Origin of the sequence: Leclercia adecarboxylata (genome assembly GCF_006874705.1) — a bacterium.
GTDB lineage: Bacteria > Pseudomonadota > Gammaproteobacteria > Enterobacterales > Enterobacteriaceae > Enterobacter > Enterobacter adecarboxylatus_C.
Genome location: NZ_CP035382.1, coordinates 2,478,500 through 2,498,279, shown reverse-complemented (window position 1 = coordinate 2,498,279; position 19,780 = coordinate 2,478,500). Strand labels below are relative to the sequence as shown.

Annotated in this window: 20 protein-coding genes; 18 read left to right on the top strand and 2 right to left on the bottom strand. The window is 57.8% G+C overall.

What is annotated here, in order from left to right:
• The first annotated feature begins 392 nt into the window (after window positions 1-392).
• From ES815_RS12880 to opgB, 8 genes are all read left to right on the top strand, one after another.
• Window positions 393-1,169, top strand: a complete 777-nt coding sequence (locus ES815_RS12880; RefSeq protein WP_142488138.1) for a threonine/serine exporter ThrE family protein — start codon at window positions 393-395, stop codon at window positions 1,167-1,169.
• A complete protein-coding gene (locus tag ES815_RS12875; protein WP_142488137.1) occupies window positions 1,160-1,633 on the top strand; it encodes a threonine/serine exporter in 474 nt (157 codons plus the stop codon). Before ES815_RS12880 ends, ES815_RS12875 begins: the two co-directional genes overlap by 10 nt.
• Before the next feature lie 66 nt (window positions 1,634-1,699).
• A complete protein-coding gene (locus tag ES815_RS12870; protein ID WP_142488136.1) occupies window positions 1,700-2,341 on the top strand; it encodes a TetR family transcriptional regulator in 642 nt (213 codons plus the stop codon).
• Window positions 2,342-2,373: 32 nt separating this feature from the next.
• A complete protein-coding gene (locus ES815_RS12865) occupies window positions 2,374-2,802 on the top strand; it encodes an organic hydroperoxide resistance protein (protein WP_142488135.1) in 429 nt (142 codons plus the stop codon).
• Between the two features lie 105 nt (window positions 2,803-2,907).
• Window positions 2,908-3,453: a primosomal protein DnaT gene (gene dnaT, locus ES815_RS12860; protein ID WP_142488134.1), complete on the top strand. Its 546-nt coding sequence runs from the start codon at window positions 2,908-2,910 to the stop codon at window positions 3,451-3,453.
• The gene (gene dnaC, locus ES815_RS12855) at window positions 3,450-4,187 is read left to right on the top strand and encodes a DNA replication protein DnaC (RefSeq protein WP_039030489.1); all 738 of its coding nucleotides are present in this window, start codon (window positions 3,450-3,452) and stop codon (window positions 4,185-4,187) included. Before dnaT ends, dnaC begins: the two co-directional genes overlap by 4 nt.
• A gap of 84 nt (window positions 4,188-4,271) precedes the next feature.
• A complete protein-coding gene (locus ES815_RS12850) occupies window positions 4,272-4,778 on the top strand; it encodes a DUF2501 domain-containing protein (RefSeq protein WP_142488133.1) in 507 nt (168 codons plus the stop codon).
• 211 nt (window positions 4,779-4,989) lie between these two features.
• Window positions 4,990-7,281 carry a phosphatidylglycerol--membrane-oligosaccharide glycerophosphotransferase gene (gene opgB, locus ES815_RS12845; protein ID WP_142488132.1) on the top strand — a complete coding sequence of 764 codons (2,292 nt, stop codon included), beginning with the start codon at window positions 4,990-4,992 and terminating at the stop codon, window positions 7,279-7,281.
• Between the two features lie 116 nt (window positions 7,282-7,397).
• Here opgB and tsr read toward each other — a convergent pair whose 3' ends face one another.
• Together tsr and hpaR are read right to left on the bottom strand one after the other, a co-directional pair.
• Window positions 7,398-9,062 (bottom strand): methyl-accepting chemotaxis protein, encoded by a 1,665-nt coding sequence (tsr, locus tag ES815_RS12840; protein WP_142488131.1) that lies wholly within the window; start codon window positions 9,060-9,062, stop codon window positions 7,398-7,400.
• 85 nt (window positions 9,063-9,147) lie between these two features.
• Window positions 9,148-9,588: a homoprotocatechuate degradation operon regulator HpaR gene (hpaR, locus tag ES815_RS12835; RefSeq protein ID WP_142488130.1), complete on the bottom strand. Its 441-nt coding sequence runs from the start codon at window positions 9,586-9,588 to the stop codon at window positions 9,148-9,150.
• Between the two features lie 272 nt (window positions 9,589-9,860).
• Here hpaR and hpaG point away from each other — a divergent pair, with 272 nt between their 5' ends.
• The 10 genes from hpaG to ES815_RS12785 all read left to right on the top strand — a co-directional run bounded on the left by hpaG (window position 9,861) and on the right by ES815_RS12785 (window position 19,720).
• Entirely contained in the window at window positions 9,861-11,147 is a 1,287-nt protein-coding gene (gene hpaG, locus ES815_RS12830) for a 4-hydroxyphenylacetate degradation bifunctional isomerase/decarboxylase (protein WP_142488129.1), read from the top strand.
• The gene (gene hpaE, locus ES815_RS12825) at window positions 11,147-12,613 is read left to right on the top strand and encodes a 5-carboxymethyl-2-hydroxymuconate semialdehyde dehydrogenase (RefSeq protein WP_142488128.1); all 1,467 of its coding nucleotides are present in this window, start codon (window positions 11,147-11,149) and stop codon (window positions 12,611-12,613) included. Before hpaG ends, hpaE begins: the two co-directional genes overlap by 1 nt.
• 1 nt (window position 12,614) lies before the next feature.
• Window positions 12,615-13,466 (top strand): 3,4-dihydroxyphenylacetate 2,3-dioxygenase, encoded by an 852-nt coding sequence (hpaD, locus tag ES815_RS12820; protein WP_142488127.1) that lies wholly within the window; start codon window positions 12,615-12,617, stop codon window positions 13,464-13,466.
• A gap of 9 nt (window positions 13,467-13,475) precedes the next feature.
• Window positions 13,476-13,856 carry a 5-carboxymethyl-2-hydroxymuconate Delta-isomerase gene (locus ES815_RS12815; RefSeq protein ID WP_142488126.1) on the top strand — a complete coding sequence of 127 codons (381 nt, stop codon included), beginning with the start codon at window positions 13,476-13,478 and terminating at the stop codon, window positions 13,854-13,856.
• 202 nt (window positions 13,857-14,058) lie between these two features.
• The gene (hpaH, locus tag ES815_RS12810) at window positions 14,059-14,862 is read left to right on the top strand and encodes a 2-oxo-hept-4-ene-1,7-dioate hydratase (protein WP_142488125.1); all 804 of its coding nucleotides are present in this window, start codon (window positions 14,059-14,061) and stop codon (window positions 14,860-14,862) included.
• 9 nt (window positions 14,863-14,871) lie between these two features.
• A complete protein-coding gene (hpaI, locus tag ES815_RS12805) occupies window positions 14,872-15,669 on the top strand; it encodes a 4-hydroxy-2-oxoheptanedioate aldolase (RefSeq protein ID WP_142488124.1) in 798 nt (265 codons plus the stop codon).
• A gap of 21 nt (window positions 15,670-15,690) precedes the next feature.
• Entirely contained in the window at window positions 15,691-17,037 is a 1,347-nt protein-coding gene (gene hpaX, locus ES815_RS12800) for a 4-hydroxyphenylacetate permease (RefSeq protein WP_142488123.1), read from the top strand.
• A gap of 9 nt (window positions 17,038-17,046) precedes the next feature.
• Complete coding sequence (gene hpaA, locus ES815_RS12795) at window positions 17,047-17,937, top strand: 4-hydroxyphenylacetate catabolism regulatory protein HpaA (RefSeq protein WP_142488122.1); 891 nt, start codon at window positions 17,047-17,049, stop codon at window positions 17,935-17,937.
• Window positions 17,938-18,036: 99 nt separating this feature from the next.
• Window positions 18,037-18,810, top strand: a complete 774-nt coding sequence (locus ES815_RS12790; protein WP_142488121.1) for a type IV toxin-antitoxin system AbiEi family antitoxin — start codon at window positions 18,037-18,039, stop codon at window positions 18,808-18,810.
• A gap of 94 nt (window positions 18,811-18,904) precedes the next feature.
• On the top strand, window positions 18,905-19,720 hold the full coding sequence (locus ES815_RS12785; RefSeq protein ID WP_260609705.1) for a nucleotidyl transferase AbiEii/AbiGii toxin family protein: 816 nt from the start codon (window positions 18,905-18,907) through the stop codon (window positions 19,718-19,720).
• Window positions 19,721-19,780: the final 60 nt, after the last annotated feature.

Below are 19,780 nucleotides of genomic sequence, written 5' to 3'. Positions count from 1 at the left end.
CAATTGAAATACCTGTTTGTTTAACAGGGCGACGTAAAAATGTAATGTTTTCCTTTTTCATTAACTGAGCGAAATGAGAGTGCGATAAGAACCAGCATCACAAATTTATACACCGCCAAAAACGGCATTAATATTGCAAAATTAGCATTAAATGTTAACCCCTACCCCGTGATATTTTCAAAAACAGCAAATTAGATATTCTAAATATAAAATAAATAAATATATTAATATAAAAAGCATAGAGATTAATAATTATTGAGGCTGTTTTTCACTAATACAGCGAGCACGAATCTGCTTAAACCTTGATCTGACCCAGAGCAAGCGACACCGGGTTGTGTGCTAAAAGTAGACATCAGGATCATCCAATCGTCACTCTCTCCTCAGGGCAACAGATGCAGGCAGATCAATCATCACAACGCGCCGCCACGCGACTGTGTATTCAGTGCGGCCTTTTTTTATTGCAGCACGGCGCAGAAAGCGCCCTGGTCGAGGAGCTCTCCACCCGTCTGGGGCTGGCGCTGGGCATGGACAGCGTGGAGAGTTCAATCTCATCCAATGCCATCGTGCTGACCACCATTAAAGCGGGCCAGTGTCTGACCTCAACGCGCAAAAACCACGATCGCGGGATCAACATGCACGTGGTGACCGAAGTGCAGCACATCGTCATTATGGCGGAACATAAGCTGCTGGATGCGCAGGGGATCGAAAAACGCTTCAGCCAAATCAAGCCGCTACGCTATCCGCGCTGGCTGGTCGTGCTGATGGTCGGTCTCTCCTGCGCCTGCTTCTGCAAACTCAATAATGGCGGCTGGGACGGCGCCTTTATTACCTTTATCGCCAGCTTCCTCGCCATGTATGTACGCCAGCTACTGACGCACCGGCATTTGCACCCGCAAATTAATTTCTGCATTACCGCCTTTGTCGCGACAACGGTTTCCGGTTTGTTGCTGCGGATACCCGCCTTCACCAGCACGCCGACCATCGCCATGGCAGCCAGCGTGCTGCTGCTGGTGCCGGGATTTCCGCTGATTAATGCCGTGGCCGATATGTTTAAAGGGCACATCAATACTGGCCTGGCGCGCTGGGCGATTGCCAGTTTACTGACGCTCGCCACCTGTATCGGGGTGGTGATGGCCATGACCTTATGGGGGCTCCGCGGATGGGCGTGATCGATTTTCTGTGGGCGCTGGCCCAGGACATGATGCTGTCGGCCATCCCGGCAGTGGGGTTTGCCATGGTGTTTAACGTCCCCCGCCGCGCGCTGCCGTGGTGTGCACTGTTGGGGGCGATAGGGCATGGCACGCGCATGGCGATGATGACCGCCGGGCTGAATATCGAATGGTCGACCTTTATGGCCTCAATGCTGGTCGGCAGCATCGGGATCCAGTGGTCGCGCTGGTATCTGGCCCACCCCAAGGTCTTTACCGTCGCCGCGGTCATTCCGATGTTTCCGGGCATTTCGGCCTATACCGCGATGATTTCGGCGGTAAAAATCAGCCATTTTGGCTACAGCGAAGCGCAGATGATCATGCTGTTAACCAACTTCCTGAAAGCCTCGTCGATTGTCGGCGCGCTCTCCATCGGGCTGTCGATCCCCGGGCTCTGGCTCTACCGCAAGCGCCCCCGGGTCTGAGAGTTGTGTTATCCCGCTGGCATGGCGATAATCCTCTGTCCTCATGTGGCTAAGTAAGGAACGGATGTGTCTACCCCTGACAGCGAACACGCAGAAAACAGCGACGGATCCCGCCTGAAAGATAAAATTTTTCTCAGCGCCCTCTCGCTGTTTGCCGAGTACGGACTGAACGGCGCGCGCATGGAGCAGATTGCCGAGAAGGCAGGCACCACCAAACGCATGGTGGTGTATCACTTTAAAACCAAAGAAAACCTCTATTTGCTGGTGCTGGAGTATGTTTACACCCAGATCCGCGCCAGTGAAAAGCAGCTCAGTCTGGATGCGCTGCCGCCGGTTGAAGCCCTGGTACATCTGGTCGAAACCACCTTTGATTATCATGCTGACCACCCGGACTACATCCGTATTATCTGCATGGAGAACATGCAGCGCGGGCGGTTTATGCAGCAGTCGGCGCTACTGCGCCAGGTGAATCGCAGCGCGCTGGATCTGCTGGAAACGATCCTTGAGCGTGGCAAAGCGAAGCAGCTGTTTAACCAGACGGTGAACGCCCGCGATTTGCACCGCCTGATCAGCAGCTTCAGCTTTCACTATGTGGCCAACAGCTACACCTTCACCCTGCTGTTTGAGGACGGGGCCGATGAGCTGGCCCAGCGTCAGCACTACCGAAAGATGGCGGTTCAGGTTGCCTTGCGTTATACCTGTCCATAGCTTGCACACAACCCTGAAATAAGGAACCTGCCATGTCTTTAGATAAAGTTGTCTATACCGCCAAAGCCAAAGCCACCGGGGGCCGTGATGGCCGCGCGACATCGTCCGATGGCGTTCTGGATGTCAAACTGGGTGTCCCCAAAGAGATGGGCGGCGCGGGCGGTGAAGTGACCAACCCGGAACAGCTCTTTGCCGCAGGCTATTCAGCCTGTTTCCTCGGCGCGATGAAATTTGTGGCTAACCGCGACAAAATCACCCTGCCGCAGGATGCCTTTATCGAAGGGGAGGTGGGGATCGGTCCGCTGCCAACCGGGTTTGGTATTGAAGCGAAACTGAATATCCACCTGCCGGGTATGGACGCCGCCGAGGCGAAAAAGCTGGTCGATGCGGCGCATATTGTCTGCCCGTACTCCAACGCCACCCGCAACAATATTGATGTGACGCTGAACATTATCTCCTGATTTTTCAGGGGGGCAGAGAGCGGTTGTCAGACCCCTGCCTGCCCCCTCCTCTCTGTGCTACCATAAGCCCATATCACGTCCGCAGTAATCCAGTAGAGAAGTATTATGTCCTCCAGAATCCTGACCACCAGCGTCACTGGCATTGATGCCTTTATGCACGATCCCCGCGGCGTGCTGGCCAATGCTGAAGGCGGTACTGTCGCCGTTTTTGCCGATAACACACCGGCTTTTTATGCGATCACGCCACAGCGTCTGGCCCAGCTGCTGGAGCTGGAAGCGCGCCTGTCGCGCCCGACCAGCGATGTCACTCTGGATACGCAATTCTTCGACGAACCCACCAGCGCGCCGGTTGCGGTGCCGATGGGCAAATTCGCCATGTATAACGGCTGGCAGCCCGACCCCGATTTTCAACGCCAGGCGGCGCTGTGGGGCATCGCCCTCACCCAGCCTGTTGCCCCGGAAGAGCTGGCCGCCTTCACCGCTTACTGGCAGGCGGAAGGAAAAGTCTTCCATCATATCCAGTGGCAGCAAAAGCTGGCGCGCAGCGTGCAGATCAACCGGGCCAGCAGCGGCGGGCAGGCTAAACGCGACGTGAATGCCTTTTCAGAACCGGATAAACAGATCCCCCACGGATTCCGAGGTGCCAAATGAAAGAGTTCGGCGAACTGATGAAGCGTCTGCAAAAGATGATGCCCGCCAACGTCAAACCGGCCTTTACCACCGGCGAAGAGCTGCTGGCGTGGCAGAAGGAGCAGGGTGAGATCCGCGCCGCAGCGCTGGCGCGTGAGAACCGCGCCATGAAAATGCAGCGCACCTTTAACCGCTCCGGTATTCGCCCCCTGCATCAAAACTGTTCCTTCGATAACTATAAAGTCGAGAGCCAGGGGCAGCTAAAAGCCCTGCAACAGGCGCGCCAGTATGTCGAGGAATTTGACGGCAATATCGCCAGCTTTATCTTCAGCGGCAAGCCGGGCACCGGCAAAAACCACCTTGCGGCGGCGATCTGCAATGAGCTGCTGCTGCGGGGCAAATCGGTGCTGATTATCACCGTGGCCGATATCATGTCGGCGATGAAAGATACCTTCAGCAACCGGGAAACCAGCGAAGAGCAGCTGCTGAACGATCTGAGTAACGTGGATCTGCTGGTGATCGATGAGATCGGCGTACAGACCGAATCACGCTATGAAAAAGTGATCATCAACCAGATCGTTGACCGTCGCTCCTCCTCCAAGCGCCCTACCGGCATGCTCACCAACCACAACGTGGATGAGATGACCCGCCTGCTGGGTGAACGGGTGATGGATCGCATGAAGCTCGGCAACAGCCTGTATGTGATTTTTGACTGGGAAAGCTATCGCAGCCGCGTTACCGGTAAAGAGTATTAGGATATTTTCCCGGGAAGTCGGGTGCCGCGGGGGTTTATACTGCCAGCCATTCCGCCCCGGCGGGCCATCGACAGAGTAGCCTTTATGAAAACACATTTTCTTCTCAGCGCCGCAGTAAGCGCCCTGCTGGTCACCGGCGCGGCACAGGCGGCCTCCTCCTGGCAGGATACGCTCAACAGCGCCGCCAGCCAGCTTAGCGCGGGCAACAACAGCACCAGTACCACCACATCCCAGAACGGCGGCCTCTCCCTCTCCTCGCTGACCGGCCTGCTCAACAGCGGCACCGAGTCGCTCAGCGCCAGCAACATGAATAACGCGGCCGGGATCCTTGAATACTGCGCCAAAGAGAAGCTGGCCTCGATGACCGATGCCACCAATATTAAAAATCAGGTATTAGGGAAACTGGGGCTGGAAACCCCGCAAGAGCAGCAGCAGGACACCAACTATCTGGAAGGGATCCAGGGTCTGCTGAATGCGAATAACGGCGAGCAGCTTAATCTGGAAACCATCGGCAACACGCCGCTGGCGAAAAAGGTCAAAGCCCAGGCCTGTGATTTTGTCCTGAAACAGGGGCTCAGCTTTATCTCCTGATCCCCCTGCGCCGCGACGAGAGTCGCGGCCTTTATCCCTTCTGCATAAAGCGACGCCCGTCAAACATTGCGTTTTCTAAACCAAATCCTAACAACAGCACAATTCCGTGACACTACAATTGCAGCTAAATGGCATCGCCATTACATTGTATCACCCAAAAATTATACAGTTAGTCCGCTAACCAGCGACTGCCCTTATTGAGGATAAGTTGTTGTCAGAGTTTATTTCTGTTGCCCTGTTTATCGCCTCGGTGGTGATTTATGCCCGCAAGGCGGGACGTAATACCTGGTGGTTTGCCGTCACCCTTCTGGTGCTGGGGCTTTTTGTCGTTTTAAACATTACTCTCTACGCCAGCGACTATTTTACCGGGGATGGTATTAACGATGCCGTCCTCTATACCCTGACCAACAGCCTGACCGGCGCTGGGGTTAGTAAGTACATACTTCCGGGTGTTGGCGTGGTGGTTGCGCTGGTGGGCGTGTTTGCCCTGCTGGGCTGGATCCTGCGTCGCCGCCGTCATCATCCACATCACCTCGGCTACAGCCTGCTGGCGCTGGTGCTGGCGCTCGCCTCGGTGGATGCCAGCCCGGCGTTCCATCAGATCACCGAGCTGGTGAAATCGCAGTCGCGCGACGGCGATCCCGACTTTGCGGCGTATTACAAAGAGCCGGGCAAAACGATCCCCAACCCGAAACTCAACCTCGTCTATATCTATGGCGAAAGTCTTGAGCGCACCTATTTCGATAATAATGCCTTCCCGGACCTCGCCCCGGAACTGGGTGCCATTAAGAACGAAGGGATCGATTTCAGCCACACCGCACAGCTACCGGGCACCGATTACACCATCGCCGGGATGGTCGCGTCTCAGTGCGGCATCCCGCTGTTCGCGCCCTTTGAAGGCAACGCCTCGGCCTCGGTCTCCAGCTTCTTCCCGAAGAATATCTGCCTTGGCGATATCCTGAAAAATTCCGGATACGAGAACTATTTCATGCAGGGTGCCAACCTGCGCTTCGCCGGGAAAGACGTCTTCCTGCAGTCCCACGGCTTTGACCACCTGTACGGCGCAGAGGAGTTAAAAACCACCGTCGCGGACCCGGCATACCGCAACGACTGGGGCTTCTACGACGACACGGTGCTGGATGAAACCTGGAAAAAATTCGAGGAGCTGTCGCAGTCCGGCAAACGCTTCTCGCTGTTTGCCCTGACGGTAGATACCCACCACCCGGATGGCTTTATCTCCCGCACCTGCCAGCGCAAGAGCTACGCGATTGACGGTAAACCGAATCAGTCGTTCAGCGCGGTGGGCTGTAGCCAGGAGCATATCGCGGCGCTGATCGAAAAAATCAAAGCCTCGCCGTACTTTAAAAATACGGTCATTGTGGTCTCTTCCGATCATCTGGCGATGAAGAACACCGCCTGGGATGCGCTCAACAAGCAGGATCGCAGCAACCTGTTCTTTATCCTGCGTGGCGACAAACCTCAGCAGGAGGTCATGGCCGTTAAGCGCAACACTATGGATAACGGCGCAACGGTGCTGGATATTCTCGGCGGGGATAACTTTATCGGCCTCGGCCGCAGCAGCCTCTCCGGGCAGTCGCTGTCAGAGGTATTCCTCAACATGAAGGACAAAATGCTGGCGTGGAAACCGGACGTTATCCGCCTGTGGAATTTCCCGAGAGAGCTGAAAGATTTCACCATCGACAGTCAGAAAAGCATGATGGCGTTCTCAGGGAGCCACTTCCGTCTGCCGCTGTTGCTGCGCGTCTCCGATAAGCGCGTCGAACCGATGCCGGAAAGCGAATACTCGACCCCGCTGCGCTACCAGCTGGCCGACTTCGCCCCGCGGGATAACTTCGTCTGGGTCGATCGCTGCTACAAGATGGGTCAACTGTGGTCGCCGCCGCTGGCGCTCTCCACCGACTGGTGTGTTTCTCAGGGCCAGCTGGGTGGCGAGCAAACCGTGCAGCGTGTCGATAAAGCGCATTGGAAGGGCAAAACGGCCTTTAAAGATACCGTCATCAATACTGACCGGTATCAGCATAACGTTGATACGCTGAGAGTGTCCGATAACGATATTCGCTACAAAGCTGATAGCTTCATCTTTAACGTCGCCGGTGCGCCGGAAGAGGTGAAGCAGTTCAGCGGCATTTCCCGCCCGGAATCCTGGGGACGCTGGTCTAACGCCCAGCTGGGGAATGAGGTGAAAATCGAATACAACCAGCCGCTGCCGACGAAATTCGACCTGGTGATCACCGCCAAAGCCTGGGGGCCAAACGCCAATAAACCTATTCCGGTGCGGATAGGCGATAAAGAGCAAACCCTGACCCTCGGTAATGACGTCACCACTACCACGCTGCATTTCGACAACCCGTCGCGCAGCAATACGCTGGTGATTGTGCCTCCGGCACCGGAGTCCACCAACGAGGGAAATATCCTGGGTCACTCTCCGCGCCAGCTGGGGATCGGCATGGTGGAGATCAAAGTGGTGAACGCCGAAGGGTAACGAGCATTGCCCGGCGGCGCTGCGCTTGCGCGGGCCTACGGTCTTGTAGGCCGGGTAAGGCGAAGCCGCCACCCGGCAACTAAACGCGCCCTGCCTGAACAGGGCGCTTTTTTACATCAGAAGGTTTCCCAGTTATCACCGCTGTCGGAAACGGCCGCTTTACGCGTCGTTAACGGCGTTGCGACGGTTTTTACCGCCGCGTGCGCGCGGGCTTTCTGCTGCTCCTGCTGAATACGGAACACCGCGACCGCCTGAGTCAGGCGGCTCGCCTGCTCTTCCAGTGCCGCCGCCGCTGCCGCAGATTCCTGCACCAGCGAGGCGTTCTGCTGCGTCACACGATCCATCTCGGCGACCGCCAGACCCACCTGGTCGATACCGCGGCTCTGCTCGTCAGAAGCAGAGGCGATTTCGCCCATGATGTCGGTCACGCGGGTCACCGCGCTGACGATCTCGCCCATGGTTTCACCGGCGCTCTCAACCAGGGTAGAACCCAGCTCAACGCGACCCACGGAGTCTTCAATCAGACTCTTGATCTCGCGGGCTGCCTGGGCGCTGCGCTGCGCCAGGTTACGCACTTCACCGGCCACCACCGCAAAACCACGACCCTGCTCACCGGCACGCGCCGCTTCAACCGCAGCGTTCAGCGCCAGGATGTTGGTCTGGAAAGCAATACCGTCGATCACGCTGATGATGTCGGCAATCTTCTGCGAACTGCCGGCGATGTCACGCATGGTCTGCACCACGTTATCCACCACTTTACCGCCTTTCTGCGCGGTTTCGGACGCGCTCAGCGCCAGATGGCTTGCCTGACGGGCGTTCTCGGCGTTCTGCTTCACGGTAGCGGTCAGCTCTTCCATGCTGGCAGCGGTCTCTTCCAGGGAAGCGGCCTGCTGCTCAGTACGGGAGGAGAGATCGTTGTTGCCCATGGAGATTTCGCTCGCACCGCTGTAAATGGCATTGGCGCCATTACGCACGTCGCCCACGGTACGCATCAGTTCAGCCTGCATATGACGCAGCGTATCGGCCAGCTGCCCCATCTCGTTAGAGCCTTCCACCTCGATGCGCTTCACCAGGTCGCCGCTGGCGATATGGCGAATGCTGTCGGTCAGGCGGTTCAGCGGCACGATCAGGGCGTGACGGATGCCACCCCAGACGGCAACGATCACCACCAGCACCAGGATCAGCACGCTGAGCAGGATCCAGATGGCCTGGCTGTAGGAGCTGTTGCTGTCATCGACGGCAGTCTGGTACAGATGGTCGTTCTGCTGCAGATAGTTAACGTACTGCTTCTCAAAACCGTCCTGGTAGCTCTGGGTCGGCTGATCGAAGAACTCGTTAATCTTGCCTGCGCCCAGGAGCTGGATCAGCTCGGCCAGCGCACCGTGATAGATGTCGTAGTTACGTTTGATTTCCAGCGCGGCGCCTTCGCTCTGACGCGGGTCACGCGGCAGGGCTTCGTATTCCGCCCAGCTTTTTTCCGCCTGCTTCAGGGAAGCAGAAGCAATCTGCATCAGATCGTTTACGGTCGCACCGCTACCGATGTTGTTCTGATCCATCATGTAGCGGATACCCGCGCGGTTCAGGGTGTTACGGGTTTGCAGCAACGCGACCCAGCTGCTGTTAAGCGTGGATTGTTGCTGACGAATGGTTTGCAGGACGGTGAAGTTTTCTTTGTCATGCTTTAAGGCATTAAAGAAAAGACCACCGGATGTGAGTTGTAAAAGGCCAAAAATAACCAAAACCAGCAATAAGCTGGTAACAATCTTGATACGATTTAACATGATTTCTCATTCCACCAGACAGGTACAGAATTTTCGGCCTGGGAAGCGAAAACTTTACGGAAATCGTGCTGATGAGTGAACGGCCCTACTCATCTTCCTGTCTGGCATTATGCCGATCGCCCAGTGCAATAAACTCCCGCAGCAGCGCGGTCAGCTGTTGCATCTTCTCTGGCGAATATTGCGCCTCGAGTTGCCGGTAAACCTCTTCCACCTGCGCCTGCGCGGTTTCATACAGCTTCTGCCCGGTCTGCGTCAGGGAGACGTACAGCTTGCGCTGGTCGTTGAGCGGCTTTAAGCGCAGCACCAGCCCGTCGCGCTCCATGCGCGTGAGGATGCCGGTCAGGCTCGGACGCAGAATGCAGGTGCGAAAAGCCAGATCGTGAAAATCCATCGACGGGTGTTCCGCCAGCACGCGTACGATCCGCCACTGCTGCTCCGTCAGGTTGTGCTGCTTGATAATCGGGCGAAAAAAGGTCATCGCGGTTTCCCGCGCCTGGAGTAGTGCGATAGTTAACGAATCGTGCATGGCGCTCCCACCTCAACATCATTAATAACGAAACAATCAATACCTCACGCGGCTTTCCGGCACCCGCGGCGCGGACGAAAAGTCTAACAGATATCACATAAAAATATTATTCCACTGATTTATAACAGAAAATTAAAACACATGTAAATTTATTGTTATTGATATCACAAATTATTTACTTCTGTTTGCCAAATGCACAGCAAGGGGCTAAAACCTAATCATTAACATATTAATGAACTCAAAACCCGCTAACCGGGCCAGAGGAGAAAGGAATGAAAGGTACTGTTTTCGCGGTGGCACTCAATCACCGCAGCCAGCTCGACGCCTGGCGCGACGCATTTAACCAGCCCCCTTACAACACGCCGCCGAAAACCGCCGTCTGGTTTATCAAACCGCGCAATACCCTGATCCGCTCCGGCGATGCCATCCCGCATCCCGAAGGCGAACAGGTGCTGAGCGGCGCGACGGTCGCGCTGATTGTCGGTAAAACCGCGAGCAAAATCAGCCCGGAAGAGGCCGCCGACTACATTGCCGGGTACGCGCTGGCGAACGAGGTAAGCCTGCCGGAGGAGAGCTTCTACCGCCCGGCGATCAAAGCCAAATGCCGGGACGGGTTCTGCCCCGTGGGTGAAAGCGCGTCGATTAATAACGTCGATAACCTGACGATCGTCACCGAGATCAACGGCCGGGAAGTGGATCGCTGGAGCACTGCCGATCTGCAGCGCAACGCCGCCACCCTGTTGAGCGAGCTGAGCGCCTTCGCCACCCTCAATCCGGGCGACGCCATTCTGCTGGGCACCCCGCAGTCCCGCGTGGCCCTGCACCCGGGCGACCGCGTGCGCGTGCGGGCTGAAGGGCTGCCGACGCTGGAAAACAGCGTGGTTCACGCCCGCGAGCTGGCAAAAGAACGCACCTTCGCCTGGCCGCTCTCCACCAGCGGCACGCTGTTTGCCCTGGGGCTGAACTACGCCGATCACGCCAGCGAGCTGGACTTTAAACCGCCCACCGAGCCGCTGGTATTTATCAAAGCGCCGAACACCTTTAACGAGCACAACCAGACTTCCGTGCGCCCGGACAACGTCGAGTACATGCACTATGAAGCCGAGCTGGTGGTGGTGATCGGCAAAACCGCGCGTAACGTCACCGAAGCCGACGCCATGGAGTACGTGGCGGGGTACACGGTCTGCAACGACTACGCGATCCGCGATTACCTGGAAAACTACTACCGTCCGAACCTGCGGGTGAAAAGCCGCGACGGCCTGACGCCCATCGGCCCGCAGATCGTCGATAAATCGGCGATTGCCGATCCGCACAACCTTACCCTGCGCACCTGGATCAACGGCGAGCTGCGCCAGCAGGGCAGCACCGCCGATCTGATCTTCAGCATCCCGTTCCTGATCGCGTATTTGAGTGAGTTTATGACCCTGCAGCCGGGCGACATGATCGCTACCGGCACGCCAAAAGGGCTGGCCGACGTGCGCCCGGGCGATGAAGTGGTAGTGGAAGTGGAAGGCGTTGGCCGTCTGGTCAACCGGATTGTCAGCGAGGAGGCAAAGTAATGAAAAAGATAAACCACTGGATCAACGGCAAAAACGTGGCGGGTAGCGAGACTTTCCACACCACCAACCCGGCTACCGGCGAGGTGCTGGCAGAGGTGGCTTCGGGGGGTGAAGCCGAGATTAACCAGGCGGTAGAGGCGGCGAAAGCGGCGTTCCCGAAATGGGCCAACCTGCCGATGAAGGAGCGCGCGCGCCTGATGCGCCGCCTGGGCGATCTCATCGACCAGAACGTGCCGGAGATCGCGGCGATGGAGACCGCCGATACCGGCCTGCCGATCCACCAGACTAAAAACGTGTTGATCCCCCGGGCGTCGCACAACTTCGAGTTCTTCGCCGAAGTGTGCCAGCAGATGAACGGCAAAACCTACCCGGTCGACGACAAGATGCTCAACTACACCCTGGTGCAGCCGGTAGGCGTTTGTGCCCTGGTGTCACCGTGGAACGTGCCGTTCATGACCGCCACCTGGAAGGTTGCGCCCTGCCTGGCCTTAGGCAATACCGCGGTGCTGAAGATGTCTGAACTCTCCCCGCTGACCGCCGACCGGCTGGGCGAACTGGCGCTGGAAGCCGGCATTCCAGCGGGCGTGCTGAACGTGGTGCAGGGCTACGGCGCAACGGCAGGCGATGCGCTGGTGCGCCATCACGATGTACGCGCCGTCTCCTTCACCGGCGGCACCGCCACCGGACGCCGCATCATGCAGACCGCCGGACTGAAAAAATACTCGATGGAGCTGGGCGGAAAATCCCCGGTGCTGATTTTTGAGGATGCCGATATCGAACGCGCCCTGGACGCCGCCCTGTTCACCATCTTCTCGATTAACGGCGAACGCTGCACCGCCGGCTCGCGCATTTTCATCCAGCAGAGCATCTACCCGGAATTCGTCAAACGCTTTGCCGAGCGCGCCAACCGTCTGCGCGTAGGCGACCCGACCGATCCGAACACCCAGATCGGGGCGCTGATCAGCCAGCAGCACTGGGAGAAGGTCTCCGGCTACATCCGCCTCGGCATTGAAGAGGGGGCCACCCTGCTGGCGGGCGGGCCGGACAAACCGGCGGATCTGCCTGCCCACCTGAAGGGCGGCAACTTCCTGCGTCCGACCGTGCTGGCGGACGTCGACAACCGCATGCGCGTGGCCCAGGAGGAGATCTTCGGCCCGGTGGCCTGCCTGCTGTCATTTAAAGATGAAGCGGAAGGGCTGCGGCTGGCCAACGACGTGGAGTACGGCCTGGCCTCCTACATCTGGACCCAGGACGTCAGCAAGGTGCTGCGCCTGGCCCGCAACATCGAAGCGGGCATGGTGTTTGTGAACACCCAGAACGTGCGCGATCTGCGCCAGCCGTTTGGCGGCGTGAAGGCCTCCGGCACCGGCCGTGAAGGCGGGGAATACAGCTTTGAGGTGTTCGCGGAGATGAAAAACGTCTGTATCTCCATGGGCGATCATCCGATCCCAAAATGGGGGGTATGAGATGGGCAAGTTAGCGTTGGCCGCAAAAATTACTCACGTGCCGTCGATGTATCTCTCTGAGATACCCGGTAAAAACTTTGGCTGCCGTCAGGGGGCCATCGACGGACATAAAGAGATCAGCAGACGCTGCCGCGAGCTGGGGGTCGATACCATCATCGTCTTCGACACCCACTGGCTGGTAAACAGCGCCTACCACATCAACTGTGCGGACCATTTTAAAGGCATCTACACCAGTAACGAGCTGCCGCACTTTATCCGCGACATGACCTACGACTACGACGGCAACCCCGAGCTGGGCCAGCTGATTGCCGACGAAGCGGTAGCGATGGGCGTGCGCGCCAAAGCGCACAACATCCCGAGCCTGAAGCTGGAGTACGGCACCCTGGTGCCGATGCGCTACATGAACGCCGATAAGCACTTCAAAGTGGTCTCCATCTCGGCGTTCTGCACCGTGCATGACTTTGCCGACAGCCGCAGGCTGGGCGAGGCCATTGTCAGCGCCATCGAAAAATATGACGGCACCGTGGCGGTGCTGGCCAGCGGCTCGCTGTCGCACCGCTTTATCGACGACCAGCGCGCAGAGGAAGGGATGAACAGCTACACCCGCGAGTTCGATCGCCAGATGGACGAGCGGGTGGTGAAGCTGTGGCGCGAAGGCCAGTTCAGGGAGTTTTGCAGCATGCTGCCGGAGTATGCCGACTACTGCTACGGCGAAGGCAATATGCACGACACGGTGATGCTGCTCGGCATGCTCGGCTGGGACAACTACGACGGTAAGGTGGAGTTTCTCACCGAGCTGTTCCCCAGCTCCGGCACCGGCCAGGTTAACGCCGTCTTCCCTCTGCCCGCTTAAGGACGCCCCATGCCGCACTTTATTGTCGAATGTACCGAGAACATCCGTGAGCAGGCCGACCTGCCGGGCCTGTTTGCCCGCGTCAACGAGGCGCTGGCCGCCACCGGGATCTTCCCCCTCGGTGGGATCCGCAGCCGCGCGCACTGGGTGGACACCTGGCAGATGGCCGACGGCAGGCACGATTACGCTTTTGTGCATATGACGCTGAAAATCGGTGCCGGGCGCAGCCTTGAGAGCCGTCAGCAGGTGAGTGAGATGCTGTTTGCGCTGATTAAAGACCATTTCGCCGGGCTGATGGCCGCCCGTTACCTGGCGCTGTCGTTTGAAATCGAAGAGCTGCACCCGACGCTGAACTTCAAACAGAACAACGTGCACGCCTTATTTAAGTAGCGCGCCCTGATGCCCGGTGGCGCTTCGCTTACCGGGCCTACAACGTCAACGACCCCGAACCGTAGGCCGGGTAAGCGAAGCGCCACCCGGCACAGCAGCACCGAACCGTAGGCCGGGTAAGCGAAGCGCCACCCGGCACAGCAGCACCGAACCGCAGGCCGGGTAAGCCCAGCGCCACCCGGCAATGCCACAGGAAACCGCCATGCTCGACAAACAGACCCATACCCTGATTGCCCATCGCCTGCATCAGGCGGAACAGACCCGGGAGCAGATCCGCGCGATCTCGCTGGATTACCCGGCGATCACTATTGAAGACGCCTACGCCGTGCAGCGCGAATGGGTGAGCCTGAAAATCGCCGAAGGCCGCATCCTGAAGGGCCACAAGATCGGCCTGACTTCAAAAGCGATGCAGGCCAGCTCGCAGATCAGCGAGCCGGACTACGGCGCCCTGCTCGACGACATGTTTTTCCACGACGGCAGCGATATCCCCACCGACCGCTTTATCGTCCCGCGCATCGAAGTGGAGCTGGCCTTCGTGCTGGCGAAACCGCTGCGCGGCCCGAACTGCACGATGTTCGACGTCTATAACGCCACGGATTACGTCATCCCGGCGCTGGAGCTGATCGACGCCCGCTGCCACAACATCGATCCTGAAACCCAGCGCCCGCGCAAAGTGTTCGACACCATCTCCGACAACGCCGCCAACGCCGGGGTGATCCTCGGTGGCCGCCCGATCCGCCCGGACGAGCTGGATCTGCGCTGGATCTCCGCCCTGCTCTACCGCAACGGGGTGATCGAAGAGACCGGCGTCGCCGCGGGGGTGCTCAACCACCCGGCCAACGGCGTGGCCTGGCTGGCGAACAAGCTGGCGCCGTATGACGTGCAGCTGGAGCCGGGACAGATCATCCTCGGCGGCTCCTTCACCCGCCCGGTCACCGCCAGCAAGGGCGACACCTTCCATGTCGATTACGGCAACATGGGCTCCATCAGCTGCCGCTTTGTATAAGGAAAGAGCATGAATAACGCCTTTAAAGACGCCCTGAAAGCCGGAACACCGCAAATCGGCTTATGGCTGGGGCTGACCAGCAGCTACAGCGCCGAACTGCTGGCCGGAGCAGGCTTCGACTGGCTGCTGATCGACGGCGAGCACGCCCCCAACAACGTGCAAACCGTCCTGACCCAGTTGCAGGCCGTGGCCCCCTACCCCAGCCAGCCGGTGGTGCGCCCGTCGTGGAACGATCCGGTGCAGATCAAACAGCTGCTGGACGTGGGCGCGCAAACCCTGCTGGTGCCGATGGTACAGAATGCCGACGAAGCGCGTCTGGCGGTGCGCTCGACACGCTATCCGCCTGCGGGTATTCGCGGCGTCGGCAGCGCGCTGGCGCGAGCGTCACGCTGGAACCGCATTCCCGATTACCTGCATCAGGCCAATGAGGCCATGTGCGTGCTGGTGCAAATCGAAACCCGCGAGGCGCTGAAGAACCTGCCGCAAATCCTGGACGTGGACGGGGTGGACGGCGTCTTTATCGGCCCGGCGGATCTCAGCGCCGACATGGGCTTTGCCGGTAACCCCCAGCATCCGGAGGTGCAGGCCGCCATCGAGCAGGCGATCGCGCAGATCCGTGCCGCGGGTAAAGCCCCCGGCATCCTGATGGCCAACGAACAGCTGGCCCGTCGCTACCTCGAACTCGGGGCGCTGTTTGTTGCCGTCGGCGTGGATACCACCCTGCTCGCCCGCGGCGCCGAGGCGCTGGCGGCACGCTTTATCGATAAACCGGTTACGTCAGTTAATAACAATAAATCCGTCTACTAAACGTAAGATCTGGAGCGCACCATGACGACCCCTACCCTGCAAGATAATAAAGCCGTTGAACATCGCGTCATTAATAAGCTGTTCCGTCGTTTGATCGTGTTTCTCTTTATTCTGTTCGTTTTCTCGTTCCTCGATCGCATCAACATCGGCTTTGCCGGGCTGACGATGGGGAAAGATCTGGGTCTGACTTCAACCATGTTTGGCCTGGCCGCCACGCTGTTTTACGTCACCTATGTATTGTGCGGGATCCCCAGCAACATCATGCTGGCGAAGATCGGCGCGCGCCGCTGGATCGCCGGGATCATGGTGGTGTGGGGCATCGCCTCGACCTGCACCATGTTCGCTACCAGCCCGCAGACGCTTTACGTTCTGCGTATGCTGGTGGGCATTGCCGAAGCCGGCTTCCTGCCGGGGATCCTGGTCTATCTGACCTGGTGGTTCCCCGCCTATCATCGCGCCCGCGCCAACGCGCTGTTTATGATCGCCATGCCGGTGACCATGATGCTGGGCTCGATCCTCTCGGGCTATATTCTGGCGCTGGATGGGCTGTGGAACCTGAAGGGCTGGCAGTGGTTGTTCCTGCTGGAGGGGCTGCCGTCGGTGGTGCTTGGCGTGGTGACCTGGTTCTTCCTGAACGACACGCCGGATCAGGCCACCTGGCTGGACGACGAAGAGAAGCAGACCCTGAAAACGATGATCGCCCGCGAGCAGGAGAACGCCGTGGCGCATGCCGCTACGCCGCGTTCGACGCTACGTGAAGTGCTGACCCCGGCGGTGCTGCTCTACACGCTGGCCTATTTCTGTCTGACCAACACCCTGAGCGCCATCAACATCTGGACGCCGCAGATCCTGCAGAGCTTTAACACCGGCAGCAGCAACATCGTGATTGGCCTGCTGGCGGCGATCCCGCAGTTTTGTACCATCCTTGGCATGCTGTGGTGGAGCCGCCGCTCGGACAGGCTGAAAGAGCGAAAAAAGCACACCATCCTGCCGTACCTGTTTGCGGCGGCGGGATGGCTGCTGGCGTCGGCGACCGATCACAGCCTGATCCAGCTGCTTGGCATCATCATGGCCTCAACCGGGTCGTTTACCGCCATGGCGATCTTCTGGACCACCCCGGATCAGGTTATTAGCCTCCAGTCCCGGGCGGTGGCGCTGGCGGTGATCAACGCCATCGGCAACGTCGGTTCCGCCGTCAGCCCGCTGCTGATCGGCATTCTGCGCGACGCCACCGGCAGCTTCAGCTCCGGGCTGTGGTTCGTGGCCGGACTGCTGGTGGTGGGAGCGCTGGTACTGACGCGGATCCCGATGACCCGCCAGGAGAGCCGTGAAAGCGCGCCGGGGATGGCGGCGCAGAAGATCCATTAAGGAGCGATTATGTGCCAGAGCCCGATTGCCAATATCGACATCAGCAAAGAGTACGACGAGAGTCTGGGGACGGACGATGTGCATTATCAGTCCTTTGGCCGTATGGCGGCCTTTTTTGGCCGCGATATGCAGGCCCATCGCCACGACCACTATTTTCAGATGCACTTTCTCGATACCGGGCAGATTGAGCTGCAGCTGGACGATCATCGCTACTCGGTGCAGGCGCCGCTGTTTGTCCTCACCCCGCCGTCGGTACCGCACGCGTTCTTTACCGAATCGGACAGCGACGGCCACGTGCTGACGGTGCACGAGGATCTGATCTGGCCGCTGCTTGAGGTGCTCTATCCCGGCACCCGGGAGACCTTCGGGCTGCCGGGGATCTGCCTGTCGCTCGCCGATAAACCCGACGAGCTGGCGGCGCTCTCTCATTACTGGCGGCTGATTGAACGGGAGTCCACCGCCCAGCTTGCCGGGCGGGAACATACTCTGGCGCTGCTGGCTCAGGCGGTATTTACCCTACTGCTGCGCAACGCCCCTCTGGACGATCACGCCGCCAACGGCATGCGCGGCGAGCTGAAACTGTTCCAGCGTTTCAACCAGATGGTTGACGGTCACTACCACCAGCACTGGACGGTGCCGGATTTTGCCCGCGAATTGCACCTCACCGAGTCGCGGCTGACCGACATCTGTCGCCGCTTCGCCAACCGGCCACCAAAACGCCTCATCTTCGACCGCCAGCTGCGCGAGGCCAGGCGGCTATTGCTCTTCTCCGACAACACGGTCAGCGAAATTGCCTGGCAGCTGGGGTTTAAAGACCCGGCCTATTTTGCCCGGTTTTTTAACCGGCTGGTGGGATGCTCGCCGAGTATGTATCGGGCGCAGAAAGTGCCGGTGTCGTGAGTTTCCCCGGTGGCGGAGAGTATTGAAAAAGCATGTTCTTGACATCTCACTCAGCGGATAGTTTACTTTTTTGATTATAGTGACACCCTGAGTGAATCTATGTCCTCAAAATTAAACTGGCTGCTGCAAAACACCTCTCCCGGAAGCCTGGTTTTGCAATCCTGGCTGACCCGGAACAACATCTCGCCATCTCTGGCATTTAAATATGCGCAAAATGGCTGGTTAAACAAACTGCGTGCCGGTGTTTATGCGCGCCCGGGGCGTGAACCAGACTGGAGCGATGCGCTGGCGTGTCTGCAAAACCAGCTTGCTGCCCCTGTTTATCTCGCCGGACTAACCAGCTTGTCCTGGCAAGGACGTTCCCATTACCTGCAGCTTAAACAGAGCCAATGTTGGCTTAGTGTTGAAAACAAAACGCCACTCCCGAAATGGTTTAAAGAATTTCCCGGCGTTGAATGGCGAGTGATATCAGGCCTGAAGCTCCCGCAGCTGGATGAAAAATACCGTATTGATCTTGAGGTAACAGGGAAAAAATTAACTGCCAGCGCGCCAGAACTGGCAGCATATGAACTGTTAAGCACGGTGCCTCAGGACATCTCATTTGAGCACGCAGCCGAGCTTTTTCAGGGGCTCGTTAATCTCAATCCGCGCAAAGTAGAGGAAATGCTTGTACTCAGCCAGGCAGTGCAAACCAAGCGTCTGTATCTGTTTTTCGCCAGTTTCTATGAGCATGCGTGGCTCAAACGCGTTGATATCAGCAAAGTCGGCCTGGGGTCGGGCAACCGACAAATCGTTGCTAATGGTAAGCTGAACACGCAATTCCAGATCACCGTGCCCGAAAATTTCACTACGAAGGGAAGAAACTATGGATAGAAGCTCCCCCTACTACCGCCAGGTCGCTTTGCTGGTACGAGCACTGCCTTATGTCGCTAACGAGACCTGTTTTGCACTGAAAGGTTGAACGGCGATCAATTTGTTCATTCGCAATTTTCCCCGTCTGTCAGTTGATATCGATCTTGCATATATTCCGCTGGAGAGCAGAGAATTGGCGCTACCTAAGGTACGGGAAGCACTTAGCCGCATCGCCACTGAACTGGAGATGCAAGCCGGGATAAGCGCGGTGCTGCAAACGAATAATTCTGATGAGATGCGCATAATTGTCACCAGTGACGATGCACAAATTAAAATAGAAGTCTCGCCGGTTGCACGGGGAACATTGTATCCCCCGCAAGAACGTGATGTCGTGGAAGTCGTAGAGGACGAATTTGGGTTTGCCACGATCCCGGTCGTTTCACTTCCTGATTTGTATGGCGGCAAATTATGCGCTGCGCTGGATCGCCAGCATCCCAGAGACTTTTACGATGTAAAAATGCTCCTGGATACACAAGGAATCGACCGCGCTATTTTCAATGGTTTTATTACTTACCTGCTCAGCCATAATCGTCCGTTGTCCGAGATCCTCAGCCCACGCTGGAAAGATATTACCGAGCCCTTTCATAGTGAATTTAGCGGCATGACCTTTGACAATGTGTCTCTGGAAGAGCTTGTTGAAGTTCCAGGAAGGATGTTAAGCGTGTTGAAAGCGCATTTCACTCAGCAAGACTTCGATTTTTTGATGTCATTTAAACGTGGCGCACCTGACTGGAATTGGGCGCCGGAAAGCCATATTAAAAATTTGCCAGCTATTCAATGGAAATTGCGCAACGTTGGCAGGATGTCAGAGGATAAACGTGCTCAGTCGCTAGAGAAACTGGAAAAGGTTCTGGACGAATGGGTAAGCTAATTTATTAAATGCTTTTCCCCGGTGGCGCTGCGCTTACCGGGGCTACGGATCGTAGGCCGG